Annotated in this window: 24 protein-coding genes; 13 read left to right on the forward strand and 11 right to left on the reverse strand. The window is 73.8% G+C overall.

Going from position 1 to position 18656, the window contains the following annotated elements:
- Window positions 1–172 precede the first annotated feature (172 nt).
- The 3 genes from K1Y72_RS03395 (at window position 173) to K1Y72_RS03405 (ending at window position 2313) form a co-directional block, all read left to right on the forward strand.
- Window positions 173–322, forward strand: coding sequence for a hypothetical protein (locus K1Y72_RS03395; protein WP_220163120.1), 150 nt, complete (start codon window positions 173–175; stop codon window positions 320–322).
- A 92-nt stretch (window positions 323–414) separates the two neighbouring features.
- The gene (locus K1Y72_RS03400; protein ID WP_220163122.1) at window positions 415–1440 is read left to right on the forward strand and encodes an aldose epimerase family protein; all 1026 of its coding nucleotides are present in this window, start codon (window positions 415–417) and stop codon (window positions 1438–1440) included.
- A 12-nt stretch (window positions 1441–1452) separates the two neighbouring features.
- A complete protein-coding gene (locus tag K1Y72_RS03405) occupies window positions 1453–2313 on the forward strand; it encodes an alpha/beta fold hydrolase (RefSeq protein WP_220163124.1) in 861 nt (286 codons plus the stop codon).
- Here the strand turns inward: K1Y72_RS03405 and dapE are convergent.
- On the reverse strand, window positions 2273–3328 hold the full coding sequence (gene dapE, locus K1Y72_RS03410) for a succinyl-diaminopimelate desuccinylase (protein ID WP_220163125.1): 1056 nt from the start codon (window positions 3326–3328) through the stop codon (window positions 2273–2275). The two genes, K1Y72_RS03405 and dapE, sit on opposite strands and share 41 nt — an antisense overlap.
- A 10-nt stretch (window positions 3329–3338) precedes the next feature.
- The gene (locus K1Y72_RS03415) at window positions 3339–4169 is read right to left on the reverse strand and encodes a 2,3,4,5-tetrahydropyridine-2,6-dicarboxylate N-succinyltransferase (RefSeq protein ID WP_220163127.1); all 831 of its coding nucleotides are present in this window, start codon (window positions 4167–4169) and stop codon (window positions 3339–3341) included.
- A gap of 44 nt (window positions 4170–4213) precedes the next feature.
- Here K1Y72_RS03415 and K1Y72_RS03420 point away from each other — a divergent pair, with 44 nt between their 5' ends.
- Window positions 4214–5116 (forward strand): hypothetical protein, encoded by a 903-nt coding sequence (locus tag K1Y72_RS03420; protein ID WP_308286864.1) that lies wholly within the window; start codon window positions 4214–4216, stop codon window positions 5114–5116.
- Between the two features lie 9 nt (window positions 5117–5125).
- On the opposite strand, the gene trxA is transcribed toward K1Y72_RS03420, so the two are convergent.
- Window positions 5126–5491 (reverse strand): thioredoxin, encoded by a 366-nt coding sequence (trxA, locus tag K1Y72_RS03425; protein WP_220163129.1) that lies wholly within the window; start codon window positions 5489–5491, stop codon window positions 5126–5128.
- A gap of 234 nt (window positions 5492–5725) precedes the next feature.
- Between trxA and K1Y72_RS35895 the strand changes: the two genes are divergently transcribed.
- From K1Y72_RS35895 to K1Y72_RS03445, 5 genes are read left to right on the forward strand one after another with little or no spacing between them, the layout of a single operon-like run.
- Entirely contained in the window at window positions 5726–5968 is a 243-nt protein-coding gene (locus K1Y72_RS35895) for a hypothetical protein (RefSeq protein WP_258571867.1), read from the forward strand.
- Window positions 5863–6156, forward strand: a complete 294-nt coding sequence (locus tag K1Y72_RS37525) for a SpoIIE family protein phosphatase (protein ID WP_372452833.1) — start codon at window positions 5863–5865, stop codon at window positions 6154–6156. The genes K1Y72_RS35895 and K1Y72_RS37525 overlap by 106 nt, the downstream gene beginning before the upstream one ends.
- On the forward strand, window positions 6051–6563 hold the full coding sequence (locus K1Y72_RS03435; RefSeq protein ID WP_308286865.1) for a zinc-binding dehydrogenase: 513 nt from the start codon (window positions 6051–6053) through the stop codon (window positions 6561–6563). The genes K1Y72_RS37525 and K1Y72_RS03435 overlap by 106 nt, the downstream gene beginning before the upstream one ends.
- Window positions 6564–6612: 49 nt before the next feature.
- Window positions 6613–7779, forward strand: coding sequence for a hypothetical protein (locus tag K1Y72_RS03440; protein ID WP_220163135.1), 1167 nt, complete (start codon window positions 6613–6615; stop codon window positions 7777–7779).
- Between the two features lie 19 nt (window positions 7780–7798).
- Entirely contained in the window at window positions 7799–8362 is a 564-nt protein-coding gene (locus K1Y72_RS03445) for a PadR family transcriptional regulator (protein WP_220163137.1), read from the forward strand.
- Between the two features lie 20 nt (window positions 8363–8382).
- Here K1Y72_RS03445 and K1Y72_RS03450 read toward each other — a convergent pair whose 3' ends face one another.
- A complete protein-coding gene (locus tag K1Y72_RS03450; protein WP_220163139.1) occupies window positions 8383–9366 on the reverse strand; it encodes a helix-turn-helix domain-containing protein in 984 nt (327 codons plus the stop codon).
- A gap of 137 nt (window positions 9367–9503) precedes the next feature.
- On the opposite strand from K1Y72_RS03450, the gene K1Y72_RS03455 reads away from it, so the two are divergent.
- Both K1Y72_RS03455 and K1Y72_RS03460 read left to right on the forward strand, forming a co-directional pair.
- A complete protein-coding gene (locus K1Y72_RS03455; protein ID WP_220163141.1) occupies window positions 9504–10448 on the forward strand; it encodes an NADP-dependent oxidoreductase in 945 nt (314 codons plus the stop codon).
- Between the two features lie 18 nt (window positions 10449–10466).
- A complete protein-coding gene (locus K1Y72_RS03460; RefSeq protein ID WP_220163143.1) occupies window positions 10467–10985 on the forward strand; it encodes a cupin domain-containing protein in 519 nt (172 codons plus the stop codon).
- 134 nt (window positions 10986–11119) lie between these two features.
- Here the strand turns inward: K1Y72_RS03460 and K1Y72_RS03465 are convergent, their stop codons facing one another.
- The 3 genes from K1Y72_RS03465 to K1Y72_RS03475 form a co-directional block, all read right to left on the reverse strand.
- Window positions 11120–11974, reverse strand: coding sequence for a GNAT family N-acetyltransferase (locus K1Y72_RS03465; protein WP_220163145.1), 855 nt, complete (start codon window positions 11972–11974; stop codon window positions 11120–11122).
- A 131-nt stretch (window positions 11975–12105) separates the two neighbouring features.
- Window positions 12106–12975: an MBL fold metallo-hydrolase gene (locus K1Y72_RS03470; RefSeq protein ID WP_220163147.1), complete on the reverse strand. Its 870-nt coding sequence runs from the start codon at window positions 12973–12975 to the stop codon at window positions 12106–12108.
- A 555-nt stretch (window positions 12976–13530) separates the two neighbouring features.
- Complete coding sequence (locus tag K1Y72_RS03475; RefSeq protein WP_220163149.1) at window positions 13531–13899, reverse strand: hypothetical protein; 369 nt, start codon at window positions 13897–13899, stop codon at window positions 13531–13533.
- On the opposite strand from K1Y72_RS03475, the gene K1Y72_RS03480 reads away from it, so the two are divergent.
- A complete protein-coding gene (locus K1Y72_RS03480) occupies window positions 13879–14349 on the forward strand; it encodes an ATP-binding protein (RefSeq protein ID WP_220163151.1) in 471 nt (156 codons plus the stop codon). The two genes, K1Y72_RS03475 and K1Y72_RS03480, sit on opposite strands and share 21 nt — an antisense overlap.
- A gap of 58 nt (window positions 14350–14407) precedes the next feature.
- Here K1Y72_RS03480 and K1Y72_RS03485 read toward each other — a convergent pair whose 3' ends face one another.
- Window positions 14408–15550 carry an acyl-CoA dehydrogenase family protein gene (locus tag K1Y72_RS03485; RefSeq protein WP_220163153.1) on the reverse strand — a complete coding sequence of 381 codons (1143 nt, stop codon included), beginning with the start codon at window positions 15548–15550 and terminating at the stop codon, window positions 14408–14410.
- 91 nt (window positions 15551–15641) lie between these two features.
- On the opposite strand from K1Y72_RS03485, the gene K1Y72_RS03490 reads away from it, so the two are divergent.
- Window positions 15642–16376: a MerR family transcriptional regulator gene (locus tag K1Y72_RS03490; RefSeq protein WP_220163155.1), complete on the forward strand. Its 735-nt coding sequence runs from the start codon at window positions 15642–15644 to the stop codon at window positions 16374–16376.
- On the opposite strand, the gene K1Y72_RS03495 is transcribed toward K1Y72_RS03490, so the two are convergent.
- The 3 genes from K1Y72_RS03495 to fdxA all read right to left on the reverse strand — a co-directional run bounded on the left by K1Y72_RS03495 (window position 16363) and on the right by fdxA (window position 18597).
- A complete protein-coding gene (locus K1Y72_RS03495; RefSeq protein WP_220163157.1) occupies window positions 16363–17079 on the reverse strand; it encodes a 3-keto-5-aminohexanoate cleavage protein in 717 nt (238 codons plus the stop codon). The genes K1Y72_RS03490 and K1Y72_RS03495 overlap by 14 nt on opposite strands.
- Before the next feature lie 7 nt (window positions 17080–17086).
- Window positions 17087–18175, reverse strand: a complete 1089-nt coding sequence (dapC, locus tag K1Y72_RS03500) for a succinyldiaminopimelate transaminase (protein WP_220163159.1) — start codon at window positions 18173–18175, stop codon at window positions 17087–17089.
- A 98-nt stretch (window positions 18176–18273) separates the two neighbouring features.
- Window positions 18274–18597, reverse strand: a complete 324-nt coding sequence (gene fdxA, locus K1Y72_RS03505; RefSeq protein WP_018655720.1) for a ferredoxin — start codon at window positions 18595–18597, stop codon at window positions 18274–18276.
- Window positions 18598–18656: the final 59 nt, after the last annotated feature.

The following is an 18656-nucleotide window of genomic DNA, read 5'->3' on the forward strand; positions in this document are numbered from 1 at the left end:
CGCCTCCCCGGACGCGGCGGAGAATCCCGTCACCACGCTACGGGCCCGGCACGCCCCCGCCCAGGGAAGTGTGCAGTATCCGCACATCCGTGCGGATACTGCACCGCAGCCGCGTCCCGGGCCGACCGCCGGTTCTCCTGGTGAGACACATCGCTGAGTACAGGGAGAGCCCATGACCGCCGGCAGGAAACCATCGGGAGCGTTCAGCGGCCCCGACGACGAGGACGCCGCGCCGCCTCCGGCCGAGCACGGGCATCTCCCCGCCGGCCGTCCCCAACGCGTCCCCGACGCGGACGCGCCCGACGACACGAAGGCCCCCTGACGTCGCCCTAGGAGGCAGCCGAACCGTGCGAAAGGGACGTGATGGCGGCTATAACATCGGGCGGTCGGGGCGGTGGGTCGGTGGAGGCGGGCATGGCGGTGGGCGAGGAGTTCGGGCGGCTGGGGTCGGGGGAGGTCGTGCGGCGGTTCACGTTGGAGAACGCGGCCGGGCTGCGGGTGCGGGTGTTGACGTACGGGGCCGCGGTGCAGTCGCTCGAGGTGCCCGGGGCGGACGGGGAGAGCGTCGACGTCGTGCTCGGGTACGGGACGTTGGACGAGTACGTCGCCGGGTCCTCCTACTTCGGGGCGACGGTCGGCCGGTACGCCAACCGCATCGCGGGCGGGCGGTTCGAGCTGGACGGGCGGGAGTACCGGCTGCACCGCAACGAGCCGGCGGCGAGCCTGCACGGGGGGCGGGAGGGGTTCGACAAGAAGGTGTGGGAGGTCGCGGAGGCCACTGACGATTCGCTCACCCTCACTTACCTCAGCCCGGACGGGGAGGAGGGCTACCCCGGCGCCGTCGAGGTCCATGTGACGTACGCGCTGTCCGGCGACGCGCTGCGGATCGACCTGGAGGCCGCAAGCGACGCGCCCACCGTCGTCAACCTCACCCATCACGGCTACTTCGACCTCAGCGGCGGCCAGGACGAGGACGTCCTCGGGCACGTCCTGCACATGGACGCCGCCCGCTACCTCCCGACGGACGCCGACCTCATCCCCACCGGTGAGCTCGCCCCCGTCGTCGGGACGCCGTTCGACTTCACCGCCCCGCAGGCCATCGGCGTGCGCATCGACGAGCCGCACCCCGACCTGATGGCGGCGGGCGGCTACGACCATTGCTACGTGCTGGACGACGGCGCCGTCACCGTGACGCATCCCGGCAGCGGCCGCACGATGGAGATGACGACCGACGCCCCGGCCGTGCAGTTCTACTCCGGCAACTTCCTCGACGGCTCCACCAAGGGCCCGTCCGGGCGCCCGCACCGGCGGCGGTCCGGGTTCTGCCTGGAGCCGCAGCACTTCCCCGACTCCCCCAACCGGCCGGAGTTCCCGTCCACGGTCCTGCGGCCCGGCGGGACGTACGCGTCCTCGACGGTGTTCCGCTTCCCTCCGGTCTGAGAAGGCGGCACCGTGCTCGATCATGCGCTGACGTGGCGGACCCTGCACGTGGACGGGGTGACCGTCACCGATGTGGACGGCCGGAACAGTGACGACGGAAAGGTGTTCGTCGTCGCCCAGGGCTTCCACGCCTGCGCCGACGCCTTCGAGATGCAGCGGTTCGCGCTGATGGCCCGGCGCCTCGAAGCCCGCCTCGTCGTCGTCGACACCCCCGGTTTCGGGTGCGCGCCGACGCGCCTGGGGCGGGCCGAGCGCCGCGCCCTGCTGCGCGGGGACTTCCGGCCGCTGGCCGCCCGCATGCTGGCGGCGGCGCGGACGGTCGCGGGCGAGGAGTCCGGGATCATCGGCTACTCGATGGGCACGTCCGTCGGCACCGCCATGGCGGCCGTCGCGCAGAACCCGCTGGAAGCGCTGGTGCTGTTCGAGCCCGTCGCGCTGCGCCCCTGGACGATGCCCGGCCTCTACGCCGCCACCCGGTTCGAGGACCGGCACATGCCCGGCTACCTCGCCGAGACGCGGGCCGTCGAAGGCGCCGTGGAGCGTCCCGGCGACCCCGCCAACCGCCGCGTGGACGACCTCGCGCTCCTCGCCAACGCCCTCCGCAAGCAGCGCCTCGTGCCCGACGCGCTGGACGCCGCCGCGCGCCTGCGCCGGGTCGTCATCGTGCAGGGCGACGACAGCTACCTGTCCAAGCGGAAGGACCTGCCGAAGCTCACCCGCGCCCTGGAGACCGCGCGAGTGCCGGCGCACGTCGTCCGCACGCCCGGCCACCACTCCTTCTGGCAGTCGCTGCCGCGCATGGCGCGGATCATCGACCAGGTGGCGGGGCTGCTCAGGACAGCCAGGCCGTCAGGCGCTCCAGCGCCTCGGTGATCAGCGGCGTCTCGACGTACTCGCCCTTGGTGTGGGCGAGGGTCGGCTCGCCCGGCCCGTAGTTGACGGCGGGGACGCCGAGCGCGGAGAAGCGCGCGACGTCGGTCCAGCCGAGCTTGGCGCGGACCTCGGCGCCGGTCGCCCCGACGAACGCGACGGCGGCGGGGTGGTCCATGCCGGGGCGCGCGCCGGGCGAGGAGTCCACGACCGTCACGGCGTGATCCGGGAACAGGGACCGCAGGTACGCCTCGGCGTCCGCCTCGGACTTGTCGGGCGCGTACCGGTAGTTGATCGTGACGGTGCAGGCGTCGGGGATGACGTTGCCGGCGACGCCGCCGCTGATGAACACCGCGTTCAGGCCCTCGTGGTACTCCAGGCCGTCCACGACCGGCAGCTTCGGTTCGTAGGCGCGCAGGACGTCGAGGACGGCGCCGGCGGAGTGGATCGCGTTGGAGCCCATCCAGGCGCGGGCGCTGTGCGCGCGCTCGCCGGTGACGGCGACCTCGATGCGCATGGTGCCCTGGCAGCCGCCCTCGATGAGGCCGCCGGTCGGTTCCATGAGGACGGCGAAGTCGCCCGCGAGCAGGTCGGGGCGCTCGGCGGCGAGGCGGTTGAGGCCGTTGCGGTCGGCGTCGACCTCCTCGCAGTCGTAGAAGATGTAGGACACGTCGCGCGACGGTTCGGCGATCGACGCGGCGAGCGCGAGCTGGACGGCGACGCCGGCCTTCATGTCGGAGGTGCCGCACCCGTAGAGCCGCGAGCCGTCGCGGCGGGACGGCAGGTTGCCGTTCAGCGGGACGGTGTCGAGGTGCCCGGCGAGGACGACGCGCTCGGCGCGGCCGAGGCCGGTGCGGGCGACGACGCAGTTGCCGTCGCGGACGACGTCCAGGTGCGGCAGGGCGCGCAGGGCGTCCTCGACGGCGCCGGTGATGGCGGCCTCGTCGCCGCTGACGGACTCGATGTCGACCAGGGCCGCCGTCAGGTCCACCACGTCCGCGTGCAGGTCGAGTCGCATGGCCACCAGTTTAGAGGGCGTGCCCGCGCAGGATCTCGTTCAGCTCGGCCTTGTCGTGGCGGCGGCCCGGCTCAAGGCGGCGCAGCACGAGGACGGCGGGCAGCCCGAACGTGCCGCCGGCGAACTCCCTCGGGCGGGTGCCGCTGACGGCGACGCACCAGGGCGGGACGTGCCCGCGGGCGATCTCCTCGCCCGTCTCCACGTCGATGACGGGCATGGACGCCGACAGGTTGGTGCCGGCGCCGAGGACGGCGCCGCGCCCGACCCGCGCCCCCTCGACGATCATGGAGCGGCTGCCGACGAGCACCTCGTCCTCGATGACGACGGGCACCGCCGACGGCGGCTCCAGCACGCCGCCGATCCCGACGCCGCCGGACAGGTGGACGCCGCGGCCGATCTGGGCGCAGGACCCGACGGTCGCCCACGTGTCGACCATGGTCCCGGCGTCGACGTGGGCGCCGATGTTGGTGAAGGACGGCATGAGGACGACGCCGGGCGCGAGGTAGGCGCCCCAGCGGGCGATGGCGCCGGGCACGACGCGCACGCCGTCCAGGCGGGTCTTCAGCGGGATGCGGTCGTGGTGGCGGAAGTCGCCGACCTGCCCGCGGACCATGCCGAGGACCTTGAAGCCGAGCAGGATGGCCCGCTTGACCCGCTCGTCCACGACGACGCGGTCGGTGGCGGGGTCGATCCACGCGGCGCGGGCCTCGCCGGCGTCGATGCGGTCGATGGCGGAGACGACGACGGCGCGCGCCTCGGCGTCGTCCGGGGTGAGCGCGGCGCGGGCCTCCCAGAGGTCGTCGAGGGCGTCCGGAAGCGGGCTGGCGGGCGTCTCGCTCATGGACCCCGAGCTTAGTGGTGGCCATCTGCCGGTACGGTCGTCGCGTGGCAGCTTCGGCGAAGCCGGACGAGGGGTCCGGCGAGGAGACGCGGAGCGGTGGCGGCGGCCGCCGCCTCCGCCGGTGGCGCTGGCCCGCCGCCGGTCTCGTCCTGGTGCTCGCGCTCGGCGCGGGCGGCTACGCGGGCTGGCTGAAGGTGCGGCCCTACCTGCACGGTTCGGGCTGCGAGGTGCGGACGGCGCAGGGCAAGATGCCGCTGGACCTGGACCAGGGCGCGAACGCCGCGACGATCGCGGCGGTCGCCTACCGCAAGCAGCTGCCCGAGCGGGCCGCGGTGATCGCCTACGCGACCGCGATCCAGGAGTCGCACATCCGCAACCTGCCGGGCGGCGACCGCGACTCGGTCGGCATGTTCCAGCAGCGCCCGTCGCAGGGCTGGGGCAGTCCCGACAAGCTGCGCGACCCGGTGCAGAGCACCAGCAAGTTCTTCGACGCGCTGGTCAAGGTGAAGGACTACCTGGACCGCGACCTGCACGACGCCGCGCAGCGGGTGCAGCGCAGCGCCGACGGCACCGCCTACGCCCAGCACGAGCCGGACGGCAAGGTGCTGGCCCGCGCGTTCACCGGCCGCGAGGCGGCCGCGGCGCGCTGCTGGTACCCGCCGTCCCGGGAGACGGCGCCGCGCCGCGCCGCGGCGGTCCGCGAGATGCGGCGCGCGTTCGGCAGCCGCCTCCAGGTGGACCCGCCGCAGGGCGACGCGTCCGTGGAGCACGTGATGGTGACGTCGACGCGGGTCGGCTGGGCCGTCGCGTCGTGGATGGTCACGCACGCGCAGGTCTACGGCCTCAGCGAGGTGCGGTTCGCCGGGAAGAAGTGGCGGGCCGAGGCGGGCCACGACGGGTGGACGAAGGACGGCGGCGCCCCCGGCGACCGCGTCGCCGTCCACTAGGGGGGTGCGTCAGGCGGCGTTGTTCGCCGCGACCTGGCGGCGCACCTCGTCCATGTCCAGCTCCTTGACCTGCTTCACCAGCGACTCCAGGGAGTCCTGCGGCAGCGCGCCGGGCTCGGCGTACAGGACGACGCCCTCGCGCACGACCATCAGGGTCGGGATGGAGCGGATGTCGAACGCGGCGGCGAGCTCCTGCTCGGCCTCGGTGTCGACCTTGGCGAAGACGACGTCGGGGTTGGCCTCGGAGACGGTGTCGTAGACGGGCGCGAACGCGCGGCACGGCCCGCACCAGGCGGCCCAGAAGTCCAGCAGGACGATGTCGTTGTCGGCGAGCGTGCGCTCGAAGGTGTCCTTGGTCAGGTCCACGGTGCCCATGCTCTCTCCTCTCGAAGGTCCCTACGGGCATCGTCAACAGCGCGGGCGGCCCGCTGATTCCCCTGCTCGGGCGGGGTCGGCGGGCTCGGGTCGTTCGACTCAGCCGCGTGGGGGCGGGGCTCCGGCGGTGCGGCCGGCCGAGTGGGACGGTGCAGTCGTTTCCCTCATGTGCGGCCCGGGGTCCGGCTCCTACCGTCGGTGAAGATCGCGATCGTCCCGATCGGAGGGGTCCAGATGACAGCACCGCCCACCGCCCGCCCGGCCGCCGCCCGTCCCGCCGGAGCGCACCGCGCCCTGCTCGGCGGGGAGCGCGGGCTCGACGTCGGGGTCCGCCTGCGCGGTGCCGGGTCGGCGCTCGGGCTCGGCGGCGACTGGTACCTGGCGGCGGTGCTGCCGCGCGGCGACGTCGTGCTCGCCGTCGGCGACGTCATGGGGCGCGGCTCGGGCGGCCGCCCGGGTCCGTCCTCGGGCGGCTGAACGAGCTGGCCTGCCGGAACCCGGCGGGCCTCACCGCGAGCGCGCTGCTCGCCCGCTACCGGCCCGCGACCGGCGAGCTGACGTGGGCGCAGGCCGGGCACCCGCCGCTGCTGACGGTGGCGGGGGCGCGGCGGGCGGCGCCGGCGCGCACGCCGTGCAGCTCGCGCGGCTGCTCGGCGCCCGGGTGACCGCCGCGGGCGCGGCCCGGCACGCGCCGTTCCTGCGCCGCCCCGGCGCCGACCGGTTCGTCGACCTCGCGGAGCCGTTCGCGCGGACGGCGGCGGGTGTGGACGTCGTCCTCGACATCGTCGGCGGCGACGTGCAGGACCGCGCGTACGGGGTGCTGCGGCCCGGCGGGCGGCTCGTCGCGCTGGCCTCGCCGCCCGACCGCGCGCGTGCGCACGAGCACGGGGTGTCGGCGGAGGCGTTCACCGTCCGTCCCGACGCCGCCGCGCTGGAGCAGATCGCGGCGCTGGTGGACGACGGGCGGCTCCGCCCGATCGTCGCCGAGACACTCCCGCTGACTCTTGGGCGCCGCGCTTACCAGGCGGGACGTCGGCGGCGTCCCGGCAAGACGGTCCTCACCGTCCGGTGAGCTGAACGATGCGCCGTTCCGGGGCGTTATGAACCGCTATGGTCGGCGGATGCGATGGTCCGTGGCGGTCGTGGCGGTGGCGGGATGCGTGGCGCTCGGCGCCTGCGGCGGGGGCGCGCACCCCAAGCGGGTGGCCGCCGAGGGCACGCCCAGCGCGTTCCCGGCATCGGCGGCGCCGAGCGCCTCGCCGTCGGCGTCCGCCAAGAAGAAGAAGGCGAAGCCGAAGCCGAAGGCCAAGCCGTTCCGGGCGGGCAACCCGGCGGGCGGCGCGTCCGTCCCGGCCGAGGCGCGGGCGGTCGACACCCGGCACGCGACGACCGTCATCGGCAAGGGCTCGCCGAAGGGCTGCACGTCGGCGGCCGTCGTCGCGGCCGTCGCGAAGGGCGGCGTCGTCACCTTCGACTGCGGTCCGCGGCCCGTCACCATCACCATGGCGGCGACGGCGAAGGTGGTGAACCGCAGCAGTCGCGTCGTCCTCGACGGCGGCGGGCTCGTGACTCTCAGCGGCGCGGGGAAACGCCGCATCCTCTACATGAACACCTGCGACCAGAAGCAGGGGTGGACGACGTCGCACTGCAACGACCAGCCGACGCCGCGGCTCGTCCTGCAGAACATCGGGTTCGCCAACGGGAACTCGACCGGGCAGAAGGCCGAGGGCGGCGGTGGCGGCGCGGTGTTCGTGCGCGGCGGGCGGCTCCTCGTCGTCAATGCCCGCTTCACCGGCAACCGGTGCGACGCGACCGGCCCCGATCTCGGCGGCGCCGCGCTGCGCGTCCTCGACCAGTCGGGCGGGCGGCCCGTCTACGTCACGAGCAGCACGTTCAGCGGCGGCGTCTGCTCCAACGGGGGCGCCCTCAGCGGCATCGGCACCTCCTGGACGGTGCTGAACTCCCTGTTCACCGGCAACCGCGCGATCGGCCGGGGCGCCAACCCCGCGCGCGGCGGCACGCCGGGCGGCGGCAGCGGCGGCGCGATCTACGCCGACGGCAACCGCTTCGCGATCCGGCTCGCCGGGACCGTCGTGCAGGGCAACCGGGCCGCCGAGGGCGGTGGCGCGATCTTCTTCGTCAGCAACGACCGGACCGGGACGCTCGCCCTCGACCGGTCCCGGCTGCTGCACAACCCGAGCGCCCGGTTCGAGACCGCCGGCTACCCGGGGATCTTCTTCCTCGGTGCCGGGAAGCCCCGCCTGAGCGGCTCGACGCTGCGCCGCTGACGGCGGCTATCGTGGCGGCATGGCGCTGCGCAACGCGGTGATGGCCGCCCTGCTGGACGGCGAGGCGTCCGGCTACGACCTCGCCAAGGGCTTCGACGCCTCGGTCGCCAACTTCTGGATGGCGACGCCGCAGCAGCTCTACCGCGAGCTGGAGCGCATGGAGGCCGACGGCCTGGTGTCGGCGCGCGTCGTCGAGCAGGAGCGGCGCCCCAACAAGCGGCTGTTCTCCCTCACCGACGCCGGCCGCGCCGCCCTGCGCGCCTTCACGGCCGCCGCGCCCCGGCCGGGCGCGATCCGCGACGAGCTGATGGTGAAGGTGCAGGCCGCCGACGCCGGCGATCTGGACGCGGTCGCGGCGGCGATCACCGAGCGGATCGGCTGGGCGGAGGCGAAGGTCGCCCGCTTCGAGCGGCTGCGCGCCCGCCTGCTCGCCGGCCGCACCGAGGAGGAGTTCCTCGCCTCCGCCGAGCGCATCGGCCCCTACCTGACGCTGCTGCGCGGCCTCTCCTTCGAGGAGGAGAACATCCGCTGGGGCCGCCGCGCCCTCGCCGTCCTGGCCCACCGCCGCGCCGCGGCCCCCTGACCGCTACGCCGCCGGAGCGCTCAGGCCGGTCGGCGCGCGAACTGGGCCGGTGTCGCGTGGTAGTGCTTCTTGAACGAGCGGATGAAGTGGCTGCTGTCGGTGAACTGCCAGCGCGCTGCCGCTTCGGTGACGCTGAGCCGCGAGCCGGGGGCGAGGAGCGCCGCGGCCGCCTCTTCCAGGCGCCGGCGGCGGATGTAGGCGCTGAGCGGCTCGTCCGTCTCCGCGAAGGCGCGCTGCAGGGTGCGGACCGAGACGTGCAGGTGCGCGGCGATCGCGGCCGGTGACAGCTCGGCGTCGGTGAGCCTGGTGTCGGCCAGGTTCCGGGCCGCTTGCGCCAGTGCGGGGGTGAAGGCGGGCTCGCGGTCGTCGAAGGCGTCGAGGAGCAGCCCCTTGACCAGTTCGAGCAGGGCGTTGCGGGACGCCTGCGCGCCGGCCGGGCTCAGACCGCCCACGACCTGCTGCACCGTGCTGGTGTGCGCCATGAGGATCTGCGCCGCGGGCGAGGTCGCCCGGCCGGCGCGCGGCCGGCCGGCGACCAGGGCGCGCAGGGCGTCGCCGGGGAAGATGAAGATGCGGGTGCCGATCACGGGCGTGGTGTGGAAGTGGTTCTCCACCGTGCAGTGGTGCAGGAAGTAGGTGCCGGCCGAGACGCGGGCGTCACCGCCCTGATCGTGCGGGTCCCGCAGGGTCACCGCGCCGCGCAGCCCGACGTACAGCCTGACCTGGTCGTGCTCGTGGGCGCCGACGGCCCGGGTGCTCACGGGCGAGGACGCCCAGAGCTCGTTGACGGCGGTGTCCTGCAGGGCCACCGAGCGCATCGTCCCCCGGAAGCCCTCGACGGTGGAGGCGCTGAACTCCGGCAGGGGGTACAGGTCCCCCATGCGGTCGTTCCAGGTGTCGATGAACGGCTCCCACGTCCGCCGGCCGGTGCCGGTGGATCCGGCGTCGACGGTGAACGTGCCCATCCGGCCGCCCGGACCGAGGAAACGCGGCCTGCTCGACATGTGACCCCCGTCCCCGTGAAGGTGTCGCCGCCGTACCGTCCACTGTCGCAAAAGTACACGTTCCAGGCGATGGACCGTTCCTAGACTCGATCGCGCGGCAGTCCCGAACGGCCTGCCGGACGAGAGCGGGGAGAACCATGAAGGCAGTGCGTTTCCATGAGTACGGCGATCCCGATGTCCTGCGCTACGAGGACGTCGAGCAGCCGGTCCCCGGGGCCGGGCAGGTGCGGATCCGCGTCGCGGCGACGTCCTTCAACCCGGTCGACGCCAGCATCCGCGCCGGCTTCATGCAGGGGCCGATCCCGGTGGCGCTGCCGCACACGCCCGGCATCGACGTCGCCGGCACGGTCGACGCGCTCGGCGAGGGCGCGACCGGCGTCCAGGTCGGCGACCAGGTCATCGGCTTCCTGCCGATGACGGGCGACGGGGCGGCCGCGGAGTACGTCGTGGCGCCCGCCGAGGCCCTGACGCCGGCGCCCGCGAGCGTGGCGCTGCCCGACGCGGCCGCGCTGCCGCTGGTGGGGCTGACCGCCTGGCAGGCGCTGTTCGAGCACGCCGGGCTGACCGCCGGGCAGCGCGTGCTGATCAACGGCGCGGGCGGGGCGGTCGGCGGCTACGCCGTGCAGCTCGCCGCGCGGGCCGGCGCCCACGTGATCGCCACGGCGGGCCCGCGCAGCGCCGGCCGCGTCGCGGCGGCGGGCGCGCAGGAGGTCGTCGACCACACGGCCGCCGACGTCGTCGCGGCGCTGAACGAGCCGGTCGACGCCGTGCTCAACCTCGCGCCGCCCGAGCCGGGACGGCTCGCCGAGCTGCTCGGCCTGATCCGCCCCGGCGGGGTCCTGGTGAACACCACCGTGTGGGCGCCCGCGCCCTCCGACGAGGAGCGCGGCGTGCGCGGCGTCGACCTGTTCGTCCGCAGCGACGCGGAGCAGTTGTCGCACCTGGTGGAGCTGGTCGACAAGGGCGAGCTGCGCGTCGAGGTCGCCCGGCGGGTGCCGCTGGCCGAGCTGCCGGCCCTGCACGCCGACGCCGCCGCGGGCGCGCTGCCCAGCGGCAAGGTCGTCGTCGCGCCCGGCGCCTGACCCGCTGCCCTGCCGTTCTTGAGGAAGAGGACCGCGATGATCCCCGACGACGACCCGTCCCGCTCGCTGACCGTGGCCGACCCGGACGACCCCGGCACGACGTACGTCTCGCTGGTGGGCGACACCTACGCCATGCTGATCACCGGCGCGCAGACCGCCGGCCGGTACTGCCTGATCGACATGCACGTCCCCGATGGCGGCGGCCCGCCGCCGCACCGGCACGACTTCGAGGAGATGTTCACCCTCCTCGAAGGCGAGATCGAGTTCACCTTCCGCGGCGAGAAGCGCACCGTGCGGGCCGGGTCCACGATCAACATCCCGGCCAACGCGCCGCACAACTTCCGCAACGTCTCGGGCGCACCGGCCCGCATGCTGTGCATGTGCACCCCGGCCGGCCAGGACGAGTACTTCCTGCGCATCGGCGACGTCGTCGCGGGCAAGGACGCGCCGCCGCCGCGGCTGTCGGCGGACGAGCTCGCCGAGCGCCGCCGCCGCGCGGCCGAGCTGGCCCCGACCTACCGGAGCGAGTTCCTGTAGCCCGCGACGCCGGGCCGGTGCCGCTGTCCGTCTTCGGCATCACCACCGCAGGCCCCTGGTACGGGCTGTTCGGCGCGCTCGACTGCTTCACCCGCATCGGCCTCATCGTCAGCACGATGAGGGGCCCGGCGGGGTCAGCTCTCCTTCACGAGCACGGCGCGGGTGTAGAGCAGGTCGAACCCCTGGCGCTGCACGTTCTGTTGCGACCGGGAACCGGGCTGCGTGGTGACGACGGCGATGTCGCAGCCGGACGCGGCGGCGTCGGCGAGCCGGGCCGCGAGCAGCGCCGTCTGCACGCCGTGGCGGCGGTGCTCGGGGGTGGTCGCGGCGCCGGTGAGCTGCGCCACGCCCCCGGCGGTGCGCATGCTGGCACCGCCCGCAAGGGTGGCGCCGCGCAGCGCGGCGAAGCGCCGTACACCGGCCCCCGCCATGTCGCGCATCGCGCTCACGAGGACGTCGCGCGGAAAGTCCTCGTGCGCCGGAACCCCCTGCACGTCGGGATGCAGAACCGCACCGGCGACGACGTCCAGCCAGGCGTCGAACTCGCCGTCGCCGCTCGGCCGGACCTCGACCCCGTCCGGGGCAGGTCCGGCCTCGTAGTCGCCGAGCGCCAGCCCAAGAACGCTCTCGAACCCGACGAGCCGGTAGCCGCGATCCGCCAGCAGACCGCCGAGCGCGGGATCGGCGAGCGTGGCGATCTCGGCCTGAACGGCGGCGCCGCGAGCGGCAAAGGCATGCTCGACCTCATCGAGCTCCGCAGCGGACGGCGACCCGGCAAAACCGAGCCCGGCGACCTTGTTCAACGGCGAATCCGCCTCGATGAAGCTCGCGACCCCGCCCGCAACAGGGATCGTGAAGCCCTCGGCCACTCCCCTGCGGCTTCGCGCGGCCTCAGCGGACGCCGCGATGAGCTCGACCTCGGCGCGCTCAACGCGCTCGGCAAGAGCGACATCGCAGAACAGCGGCGAACGAACGGCACGGTGGTCCATCGAGACTCCTTCGGCTCGGACGGCCCGACGGGACCGCAGGGACGAAGGTAGGGTCCGCGCCGGGCGCCCGCACCCCGATAACCGCCCCGGGCCACGGTCAGCGTCCAAGCGGGCCTCCGCCCCTCCGACCGCTACGCCGCGGGCAGGGTGAAGGACATCAGGTCGCGGCCGACGCTGATCGTCCCGGTGTAGCCGCCGGAGCGCACGTCGTCGGCGAACTCGCGCTCCTGCGCTTCGTCGGCGGGCGCGGGGATGAGGTGGGTCAGCGCGAGATGCGGGACGCCCGCCCGCTCGGCCATCGCGCCGAGCGCGACGGTGTCGGCGTGGTAGGCGAAGATCGTCTCCAGGAACGTCCCGGCGACCGCCGGCCCGAGCGCCGTCGCCCGGCACGCCTCGTGAACCAGCAGGTCGGCGCCGCGGCTCAACTCCTCGACCTCGGCGCACACCCGGGTGTCCCCCGACACGACGACCGTCGCGTCCGGCGTCCGCACCCGGTAGGCGACGGCGTCCTTCACCGGCTCGTGGTGGACCGCCACGGCCTCGACCGCGACCTCGCCGTCCGCGCTCCGCCACACTTCGGCGGGCCGCCCGCCCGGCGCGAACGCGGCGACGTCCACCCGTGGGTCGCCGCCGTGCCCGGCGTGCTCGCGGCGCACCGCGATGTCGGCGGCGTAGGGGCGCAGCATCTCCGCGACGAACCCCTCGGCGTCGCCCTGCGGGCAGACGACGGGCAGCGGCCCGGACGGGAAGAGCCCCTGCTGCACCCAGCGGGTCAGCGCGAGGTCCGCGAGGCCCGCGACGTGGTCGCTGTGCACGTGCGTGACGAACACGGCGCTGAGCGCGGCGGGCACGACGTCGGCGGCGGCGAGCCGCATGGCCGTCGCCCGTCCGGCGTCGAACTGGAGGACCGTGTCGCCGTACCGCACCAGCGTCCCGGCCCCGGCCCGCGCCGCGTCGGGGTAGGGCACCCCCGTCCCCGTCAATGTCACCGTCGTCGCCACACCGGCCTCCAGGCTCCACAGACCCGCCCCCACCAGGACGGACCGGCACATCCTAGAGCGCCCCACCCGGCCCGCCGATCACCTGCGGCGCGCCGAGCTCGGACCCGGCAACGGCCAACGCGCGAAGCGGCGCCCCCAACGGGGCGGAACGGCGGCCGACCTGCGGCGAACGGGACGGAGCGTCCGACCGATGCGGCAGGTGCCTCTCCAGCGCAGGGGCACTCGCCGGTCCCGACGACGAGCTCGCCCGGTTGAGCCCCCGCGACTGTTCGCCGACTCCCTGCCGAAGGGCCCGCCAGAGCGCCGGCCGGGCGAGCACGCCACCCTGACCGACCCGGGGACCAGGACGGACGGCGCCCACCGCCCACCTTTCCGACCACCACGCCGCGAACACCGCCTTCACCGCCAAGGCCGACGACCGCCCGCGCCCACAGCGGTCGGACCGCTCATCAGGATCGCCCGACAATGGCGAGCCCGGCAGGCGACTCACCGCCCCGCCCCACAAGCGACCAGGCGGTCACCGCCCGGAAGGTCGAGCTTCTCATCGGCCCCGGCTTACAGCGAACAGACCACCCAGATCAGAGTTCCCACGCCGACAACCGCGAAAAATGCCGCTCCCTGCCATCTCACACGCCTCGCCGCGCGCGGAACATCGAATTGATTCACCATGAAATCGTCAGCGGAATCTTCGATATGACCCTCGATCTTCGCCCACCATAAATAGGCGCAGACCAGCAGGGCGACACCCAGGGCCATAAAGGGCAACAAACGGAGGAGCATCGATCGATGACCATTCAAACGACGATATATTCCATACGCTAATACATTACTCCCGCCCGGCCGCCCGGGCAGCGGGAAGAACGGGCGCATGTCGGCGGACCGACCCACGGACTGCTGGCCACCATGCCGGTGGTACTGGTTCACAGCCGGGAAACGATCAAGATGGGGGCGCCGCCGCCGAGCATGAACGGCCGGGCGATCATTAAGATCGACTGTAGTCCGGAAGAAGTGAAGATCGGTCGCCGGTGGGTCGGGGACTGGGTTTATGATCACGGATTTCCGGCGGACGCCGGTGACGCGGCGGAAATGGTCGCCAGCGAGCTGATCACCAATGCGCTGCGGCACGGGGACATCTCCGGCGGGGCGATCGAGGTGCGCGCCTTTCTCGACGTCACGGGCGGTGCCGTGCTGGAAGTGCTCGACTCGAGCGATCGGCCCCCGCTGATCCTGGGTGAGGATCCGACGACCGAGGGCGGGCGCGGGCTGTTCCTGGTGCGGCTCACGACCCGCGAGCTCGGGTGGCGTCCGCTGCGGGGCGGCGGGAAGTCGGTGTGGTGCGTGCTGAACGCCGAGCGCGACCCGGCGGCCGTGTGACGCGGAGAGGCCCGCCGCCCGGGGGGGGTGGCGGGCCTCCGTGCGGGTGCGGCGCGGGTCAGATGCCGAGGCCGCGGCCGATGATCTCTTTCATGATCTCGGTGGTGCCGCCGAAGATGGTCTGGATGCGGACGTCCTGGTAGGCCTTGGCGATCGGGTACTCGTTCATGTAGCCGTAGCCGCCGTGGAGCTGAACGCAGCGGTCGACGACCGTCTTCAGCATCTCGGTGGTCCAGTACTTGACCATCGACGCCTCCTCGGCGTCGAGCTCGCCGCGGCTCTCCTTGTCGATGCACTGGTCGAGGAAGGCCCGGGACACGGTGATCTCGGTCTTGATCTCGGCGAGGGTGAAGCGGTTGTGCTGGAACTTGCCGATCGGGCGGCCGAACGCCTCGCGGGTCTTGGCGTACTCCAGCGTCTGCTCGAACGCCGACTGGGCGCCCGCGACGGCCGACACCGCGATGCAGAGGCGCTCGCGGGCGAGGTTCTGCATGAGGTAGATGAAGCCCATGCCCTCCTCGCCGAGCAGGTTGGCCTTCGGGACGCGGACCGCGTCGAAGAACAGCTCGGCGGTGTCCTGGGCGTGCATGCCGACCTTGTCGAGGTTGCGGCCGCGGGAGAAGCCCTCCATGCCGCGCTCGACGACGAGCAGGCTGACGCCGCGGGCGCCCGCCGACGGATCGGTCTTGGCGGCGACGATGACGATGTCGGACAGGATGCCGTTGGTGATGAAGGTCTTGGACCCGTTGAGGACGTAGTCGTCGCCGTCGAGGATCGCGGTCGACTTGATGCCCTGCAGGTCCGACCCGGCGGCCGGCTCGGTCATCGCGATGGCGGCGATCAGCTCGCCCGAGCAGTAGCCGGGCAGCCAGCGCGCCTTCTGCTCGTCGTTCAGCAGCCCGAGCAGGTAACCGCCGCAGACGTCGTTGTGGACGGCGAAGCCGGGGCCGCTCGCGGACGCCTTGGCGAGCTCCTCGTTGAAGACCGCGTAGTACCGGTAGTCGGTGTTGCCGCCGCCCCCGTACTCCTCGGGCATCTCGATGCCGAGCAGGCCCTGCCGGCCGGCCGCCTCCCACACCTGGCGGGAGACGATGCCGTCCTTCTCCCACTGCGCGTGGTACGGCGCGATCTCCTTCTCGATGAAGGACCGCACCATGTCGCGGAATTCCTCGTGCTCCTCGGTGAAGATCGCTCGTGCCATGCGGTGGGGCTCCTCAAGGCGGTAAGTGCGTGCTGATACAAGATAAATGTAACACTAGGACTGTCACATACATCACCCCAGGGAGCCGCGCATGACCGAGCTCACGGTGGACGAGCTGGCCGCGCGGGCGGGCGTCACCGTCCGCACCGTGCGCTACTACGCGGGGCGCGGCCTGCTGCCGCCGCCGCGGCTGCGCGGCCGGACCGGGCTGTACGGGGACGAGCACCTCGCGCGCCTCGAACTCGTCCGCGAGCTCCAGGCCCTCGGCCTGACGCTGAGCGCGATCGAGCAGCACCTCGAACGCATCCCGCTCGACGCGCAACCGGAGGACCTCGCGCTCCAGCGCGCCCTGCTGTCGCCGTGGGCGCCCGAGCGGACCGAGGACATGGACCGGCACGAGCTGGACCGCCGCGCCGGCCGCCACCTGGACGACGTCGTGCTGGCCCGCCTCGCCGCGCTCGGCGTCCTGGAGGTCGACGGCGACCGGATCCGCGTGCTCAGCCCGGCGCTGCTCGGGGTGAGCGCCGAGATGGCCGACCTGCCGATGCCGCTGGAGACGCTCGTGGCGAGCCACGAGGCCGTCGCGCGGCACACGAGCGCGCTCGCCGAGGAGCTCCAGCGGGCGTTCCAGGACACCGTCGTGCGCCCCTACCGCGAGCGCGGCCGCCCGCCCGAGGAGCGCGAGCGGCTGCTGGAGCTCACCGGCAAGCTGAAGCCGCTGATGATCCAGTCGCTGGTGACGGCGTTCCAGCGCGCGGTCGACGAGGCGATCCGCCGCTCGGTCCCCCGCCAGGACGGCGCGGCGGACGCCGTCAGCGGGCGCTGAGGATCTGACGGGCGGCGCGGACGAGCGCGGCGTTGCCGTCCGCCGCCGTCCCGTCCGGCAGGGCGAGGACGTCCTCCAGGCCGATCCGGGTGTCCAGGCCCCGCGCGGCGGCCAGGCGCAGGACGGGCCAGGCGCCGCCGTCCTCGCCGTGCAGCAGGACGGGACGGGCCGCGCCCGCGAGCGCGTCCAGAAGCGCGGCGGCCGTGTCCGGCGCCGTCGCCGGGTCGGTGTCGGTGACCTCGGCGAGCACGCGCAGGACGCGGCCCGCGCCCGGCCAGGCGAGGAAGCGGGCGGCGGCACCCGTCCCGGAGAAGATCCCGGCCTCGATGCCGACGCCGCGCTCCAGCAGCGCGTCCGCGACGGCGTCCGCGCCGTCCTCGTGCCAGTTGACCGAGGCGTGGTCGGGCAGCACCGTCCAGGCGCGGACGAGCGCGGCGCGCCGCGCGGGGTCGGGCACCGCCCACGCACCTGTCGTCACGCCCACGGGGACGCCCGGGACGGCCGCCCGCACGGCCGTGACGGCGGCGGCGACGTCGGCGGGCGCCAGGGAGTCGGCTCCCCCGGCGTCCTTGGGGTGGACGTGCAGGTCGGTGGCACCGGCGGCGACCGCGTCACGGGCCGCCGCCGCCAGCTCGGCGGGAGTCACCGGCAGGTGCGCGCACTCGGCCCGGGTGCGGGCGCCGTTCGGGCAGGCTTGCAGCATGCCGTGATCATCCCAGCCGGGCGGCGCCCTCGGCCACGCGCTCGTCGGTGGCGGTGAAGGCGATGCGGACGTGCCGCGCCCCCGCCGGGCCGTAGAAGTCGCCGGGGCCGACGATGATGCCGAGGTCGGCCAGGTGCCCGACGGTGTCCCAGCACGACTCGCCGCGCGTCGCCCACAGGTACAGCGACGCCTCGGAGTGGTCGATGCGGAACCCGTGCCGCTCGAACGCCTCGCGCAGCGTCGCGCGGCGGGCGGCGTAGCGCGCGCGCTGGGCGTCGACGTGCGTCTCGTCGTCGAACGCGGCGATCATGGCGGCCTGCACCGGCGCCGGGACGATCATCCCGGCGTGCTTGCGGATCTCCAGCAGCCGCTTCACCAGGACGGGGTCGCCGGTGACGATCCCGGCCCGGTACCCGGCGAGGTTGGAGCGCTTGGACAGCGAGTTGACGGCGAGCAGGCCCTCGTGCGAGCCGCCGCAGACGTCGGGGTGCAGGACCGAGACCGGCTCGTGCGCGGGATCCCAGCCGAAGTCCAGGTAGCACTCGTCGCTCGCGACGACCGCGCCGCGCTCGCGCGCCCAGGACACGACCTTGCGCAGGTGCTCGGCGGGCAGCACCTTGCCGGTCGGGTTGGACGGCGAGTTCACCCACACCAGCTTCGGCGCCACGGGCCCGAGGGCGAGCAGGCCGTCGGTGGCGACGGACTCGGCGCCGGCGAGACGGGCGCCGACGTCGTAGGTCGGGTAGGCCAGCTCGGGGAAGACGACCTTGTCGCCCGCGCCGAGGCCGAGGAGCGTCGGCAGCCAGGCGACGAGCTCCTTGGTGCCGATGACGGGCAGGACGGCGCCGGGGTCGGCGCCCGCGACGCCGTGGCGGCGGGCGAGCCAGCCCGCGACGGACTCGCGCAGCGCGGGCGTGCCGTAGGTGGCGGGGTAGCCGTGCGCGTCGGCGGCCGCGGCGAGGGCGGCGCGGATCGGCTCGGGCGTCGGGTCGACGGGCGTGCCGATCGACAGGTCCACCACGCCGCCGGGGTGGGCGGCGGCCCGGTCGCGGTAGGGCTGTAGACGGTCCCAGGGGAAATCGGGCAGCGCGCGCACGCCGGCCTCCTCGCACGGTGGAAAGGGCGGTGGATCCGAAAGGCCGCGGCCGGCCCGGCGAGCGGGCGGCCACGGCCTGTCCGGGGTGTCTCCGGGCGTCAGTCCTGCGTCTGCGGGGGCAGCGCGGCGACGATCGGGTGGTCCTTGTCGATCTTGCCGACCTTGGAGGCGCCGCCCGGCGAGCCGAGGTCGTCGAAGAACTCCACGTTGACCTTGTAGAAGTCCTTCCACTGCTCGGGGACGTCGTCCTCGTAGTAGATGGCCTCCACCGGGCACACCGGCTCGCACGCACCGCAGTCGACGCACTCGTCGGGGTGGATGTAGAGCTGGCGCTTGCCCTCGTAGATGCAGTCGACCGGGCACTCCTCGATACATGCCTTGTCGAGCAGGTCCACGCAGGGCTGCGCAATGACGTAGGTCACCTTAGTGACTCCTCTCCCGGCTCACCGCAAGCTCGCTGTGAATAGTATGGCCGTCACGC

It is taken from the genome of Actinomadura parmotrematis, assembly GCF_019458805.1.
GTDB classification, from domain to species: Bacteria; Actinomycetota; Actinomycetes; order Streptosporangiales; family Streptosporangiaceae; genus Spirillospora; species Spirillospora parmotrematis.

Bases quoted from the DNA above. Each gene is read 5' to 3' on its own strand.
- K1Y72_RS03395 (WP_220163120.1), top strand. From the start codon at position 173: ATGACCGCCGGCAGGAAACCATCGGGAGCGTTCAGCGGCCCCGACGAC.
- K1Y72_RS03400 (WP_220163122.1), top strand. From the start codon at position 415: ATGGCGGTGGGCGAGGAGTTCGGGCGGCTGGGGTCGGGGGAGGTCGTG.
- dapE (WP_220163125.1), bottom strand. From the start codon at position 3,328: ATGCGACTCGACCTGCACGCGGACGTGGTGGACCTGACGGCGGCCCTG.
- K1Y72_RS03415 (WP_220163127.1), bottom strand. From the start codon at position 4,169: ATGAGCGAGACGCCCGCCAGCCCGCTTCCGGACGCCCTCGACGACCTC.
- trxA (WP_220163129.1), bottom strand. From the start codon at position 5,491: ATGGGCACCGTGGACCTGACCAAGGACACCTTCGAGCGCACGCTCGCC.
- K1Y72_RS35895 (WP_258571867.1), top strand. From the start codon at position 5,726: ATGACAGCACCGCCCACCGCCCGCCCGGCCGCCGCCCGTCCCGCCGGA.
- K1Y72_RS03440 (WP_220163135.1), top strand. From the start codon at position 6,613: ATGCGATGGTCCGTGGCGGTCGTGGCGGTGGCGGGATGCGTGGCGCTC.
- K1Y72_RS03445 (WP_220163137.1), top strand. From the start codon at position 7,799: ATGGCGCTGCGCAACGCGGTGATGGCCGCCCTGCTGGACGGCGAGGCG.
- K1Y72_RS03450 (WP_220163139.1), bottom strand. From the start codon at position 9,366: ATGTCGAGCAGGCCGCGTTTCCTCGGTCCGGGCGGCCGGATGGGCACG.
- K1Y72_RS03455 (WP_220163141.1), top strand. From the start codon at position 9,504: ATGAAGGCAGTGCGTTTCCATGAGTACGGCGATCCCGATGTCCTGCGC.
- K1Y72_RS03465 (WP_220163145.1), bottom strand. From the start codon at position 11,974: ATGGACCACCGTGCCGTTCGTTCGCCGCTGTTCTGCGATGTCGCTCTT.
- K1Y72_RS03480 (WP_220163151.1), top strand. From the start codon at position 13,879: ATGCCGGTGGTACTGGTTCACAGCCGGGAAACGATCAAGATGGGGGCG.
- K1Y72_RS03485 (WP_220163153.1), bottom strand. From the start codon at position 15,550: ATGGCACGAGCGATCTTCACCGAGGAGCACGAGGAATTCCGCGACATG.
- K1Y72_RS03490 (WP_220163155.1), top strand. From the start codon at position 15,642: ATGACCGAGCTCACGGTGGACGAGCTGGCCGCGCGGGCGGGCGTCACC.
- K1Y72_RS03495 (WP_220163157.1), bottom strand. From the start codon at position 17,079: ATGCTGCAAGCCTGCCCGAACGGCGCCCGCACCCGGGCCGAGTGCGCG.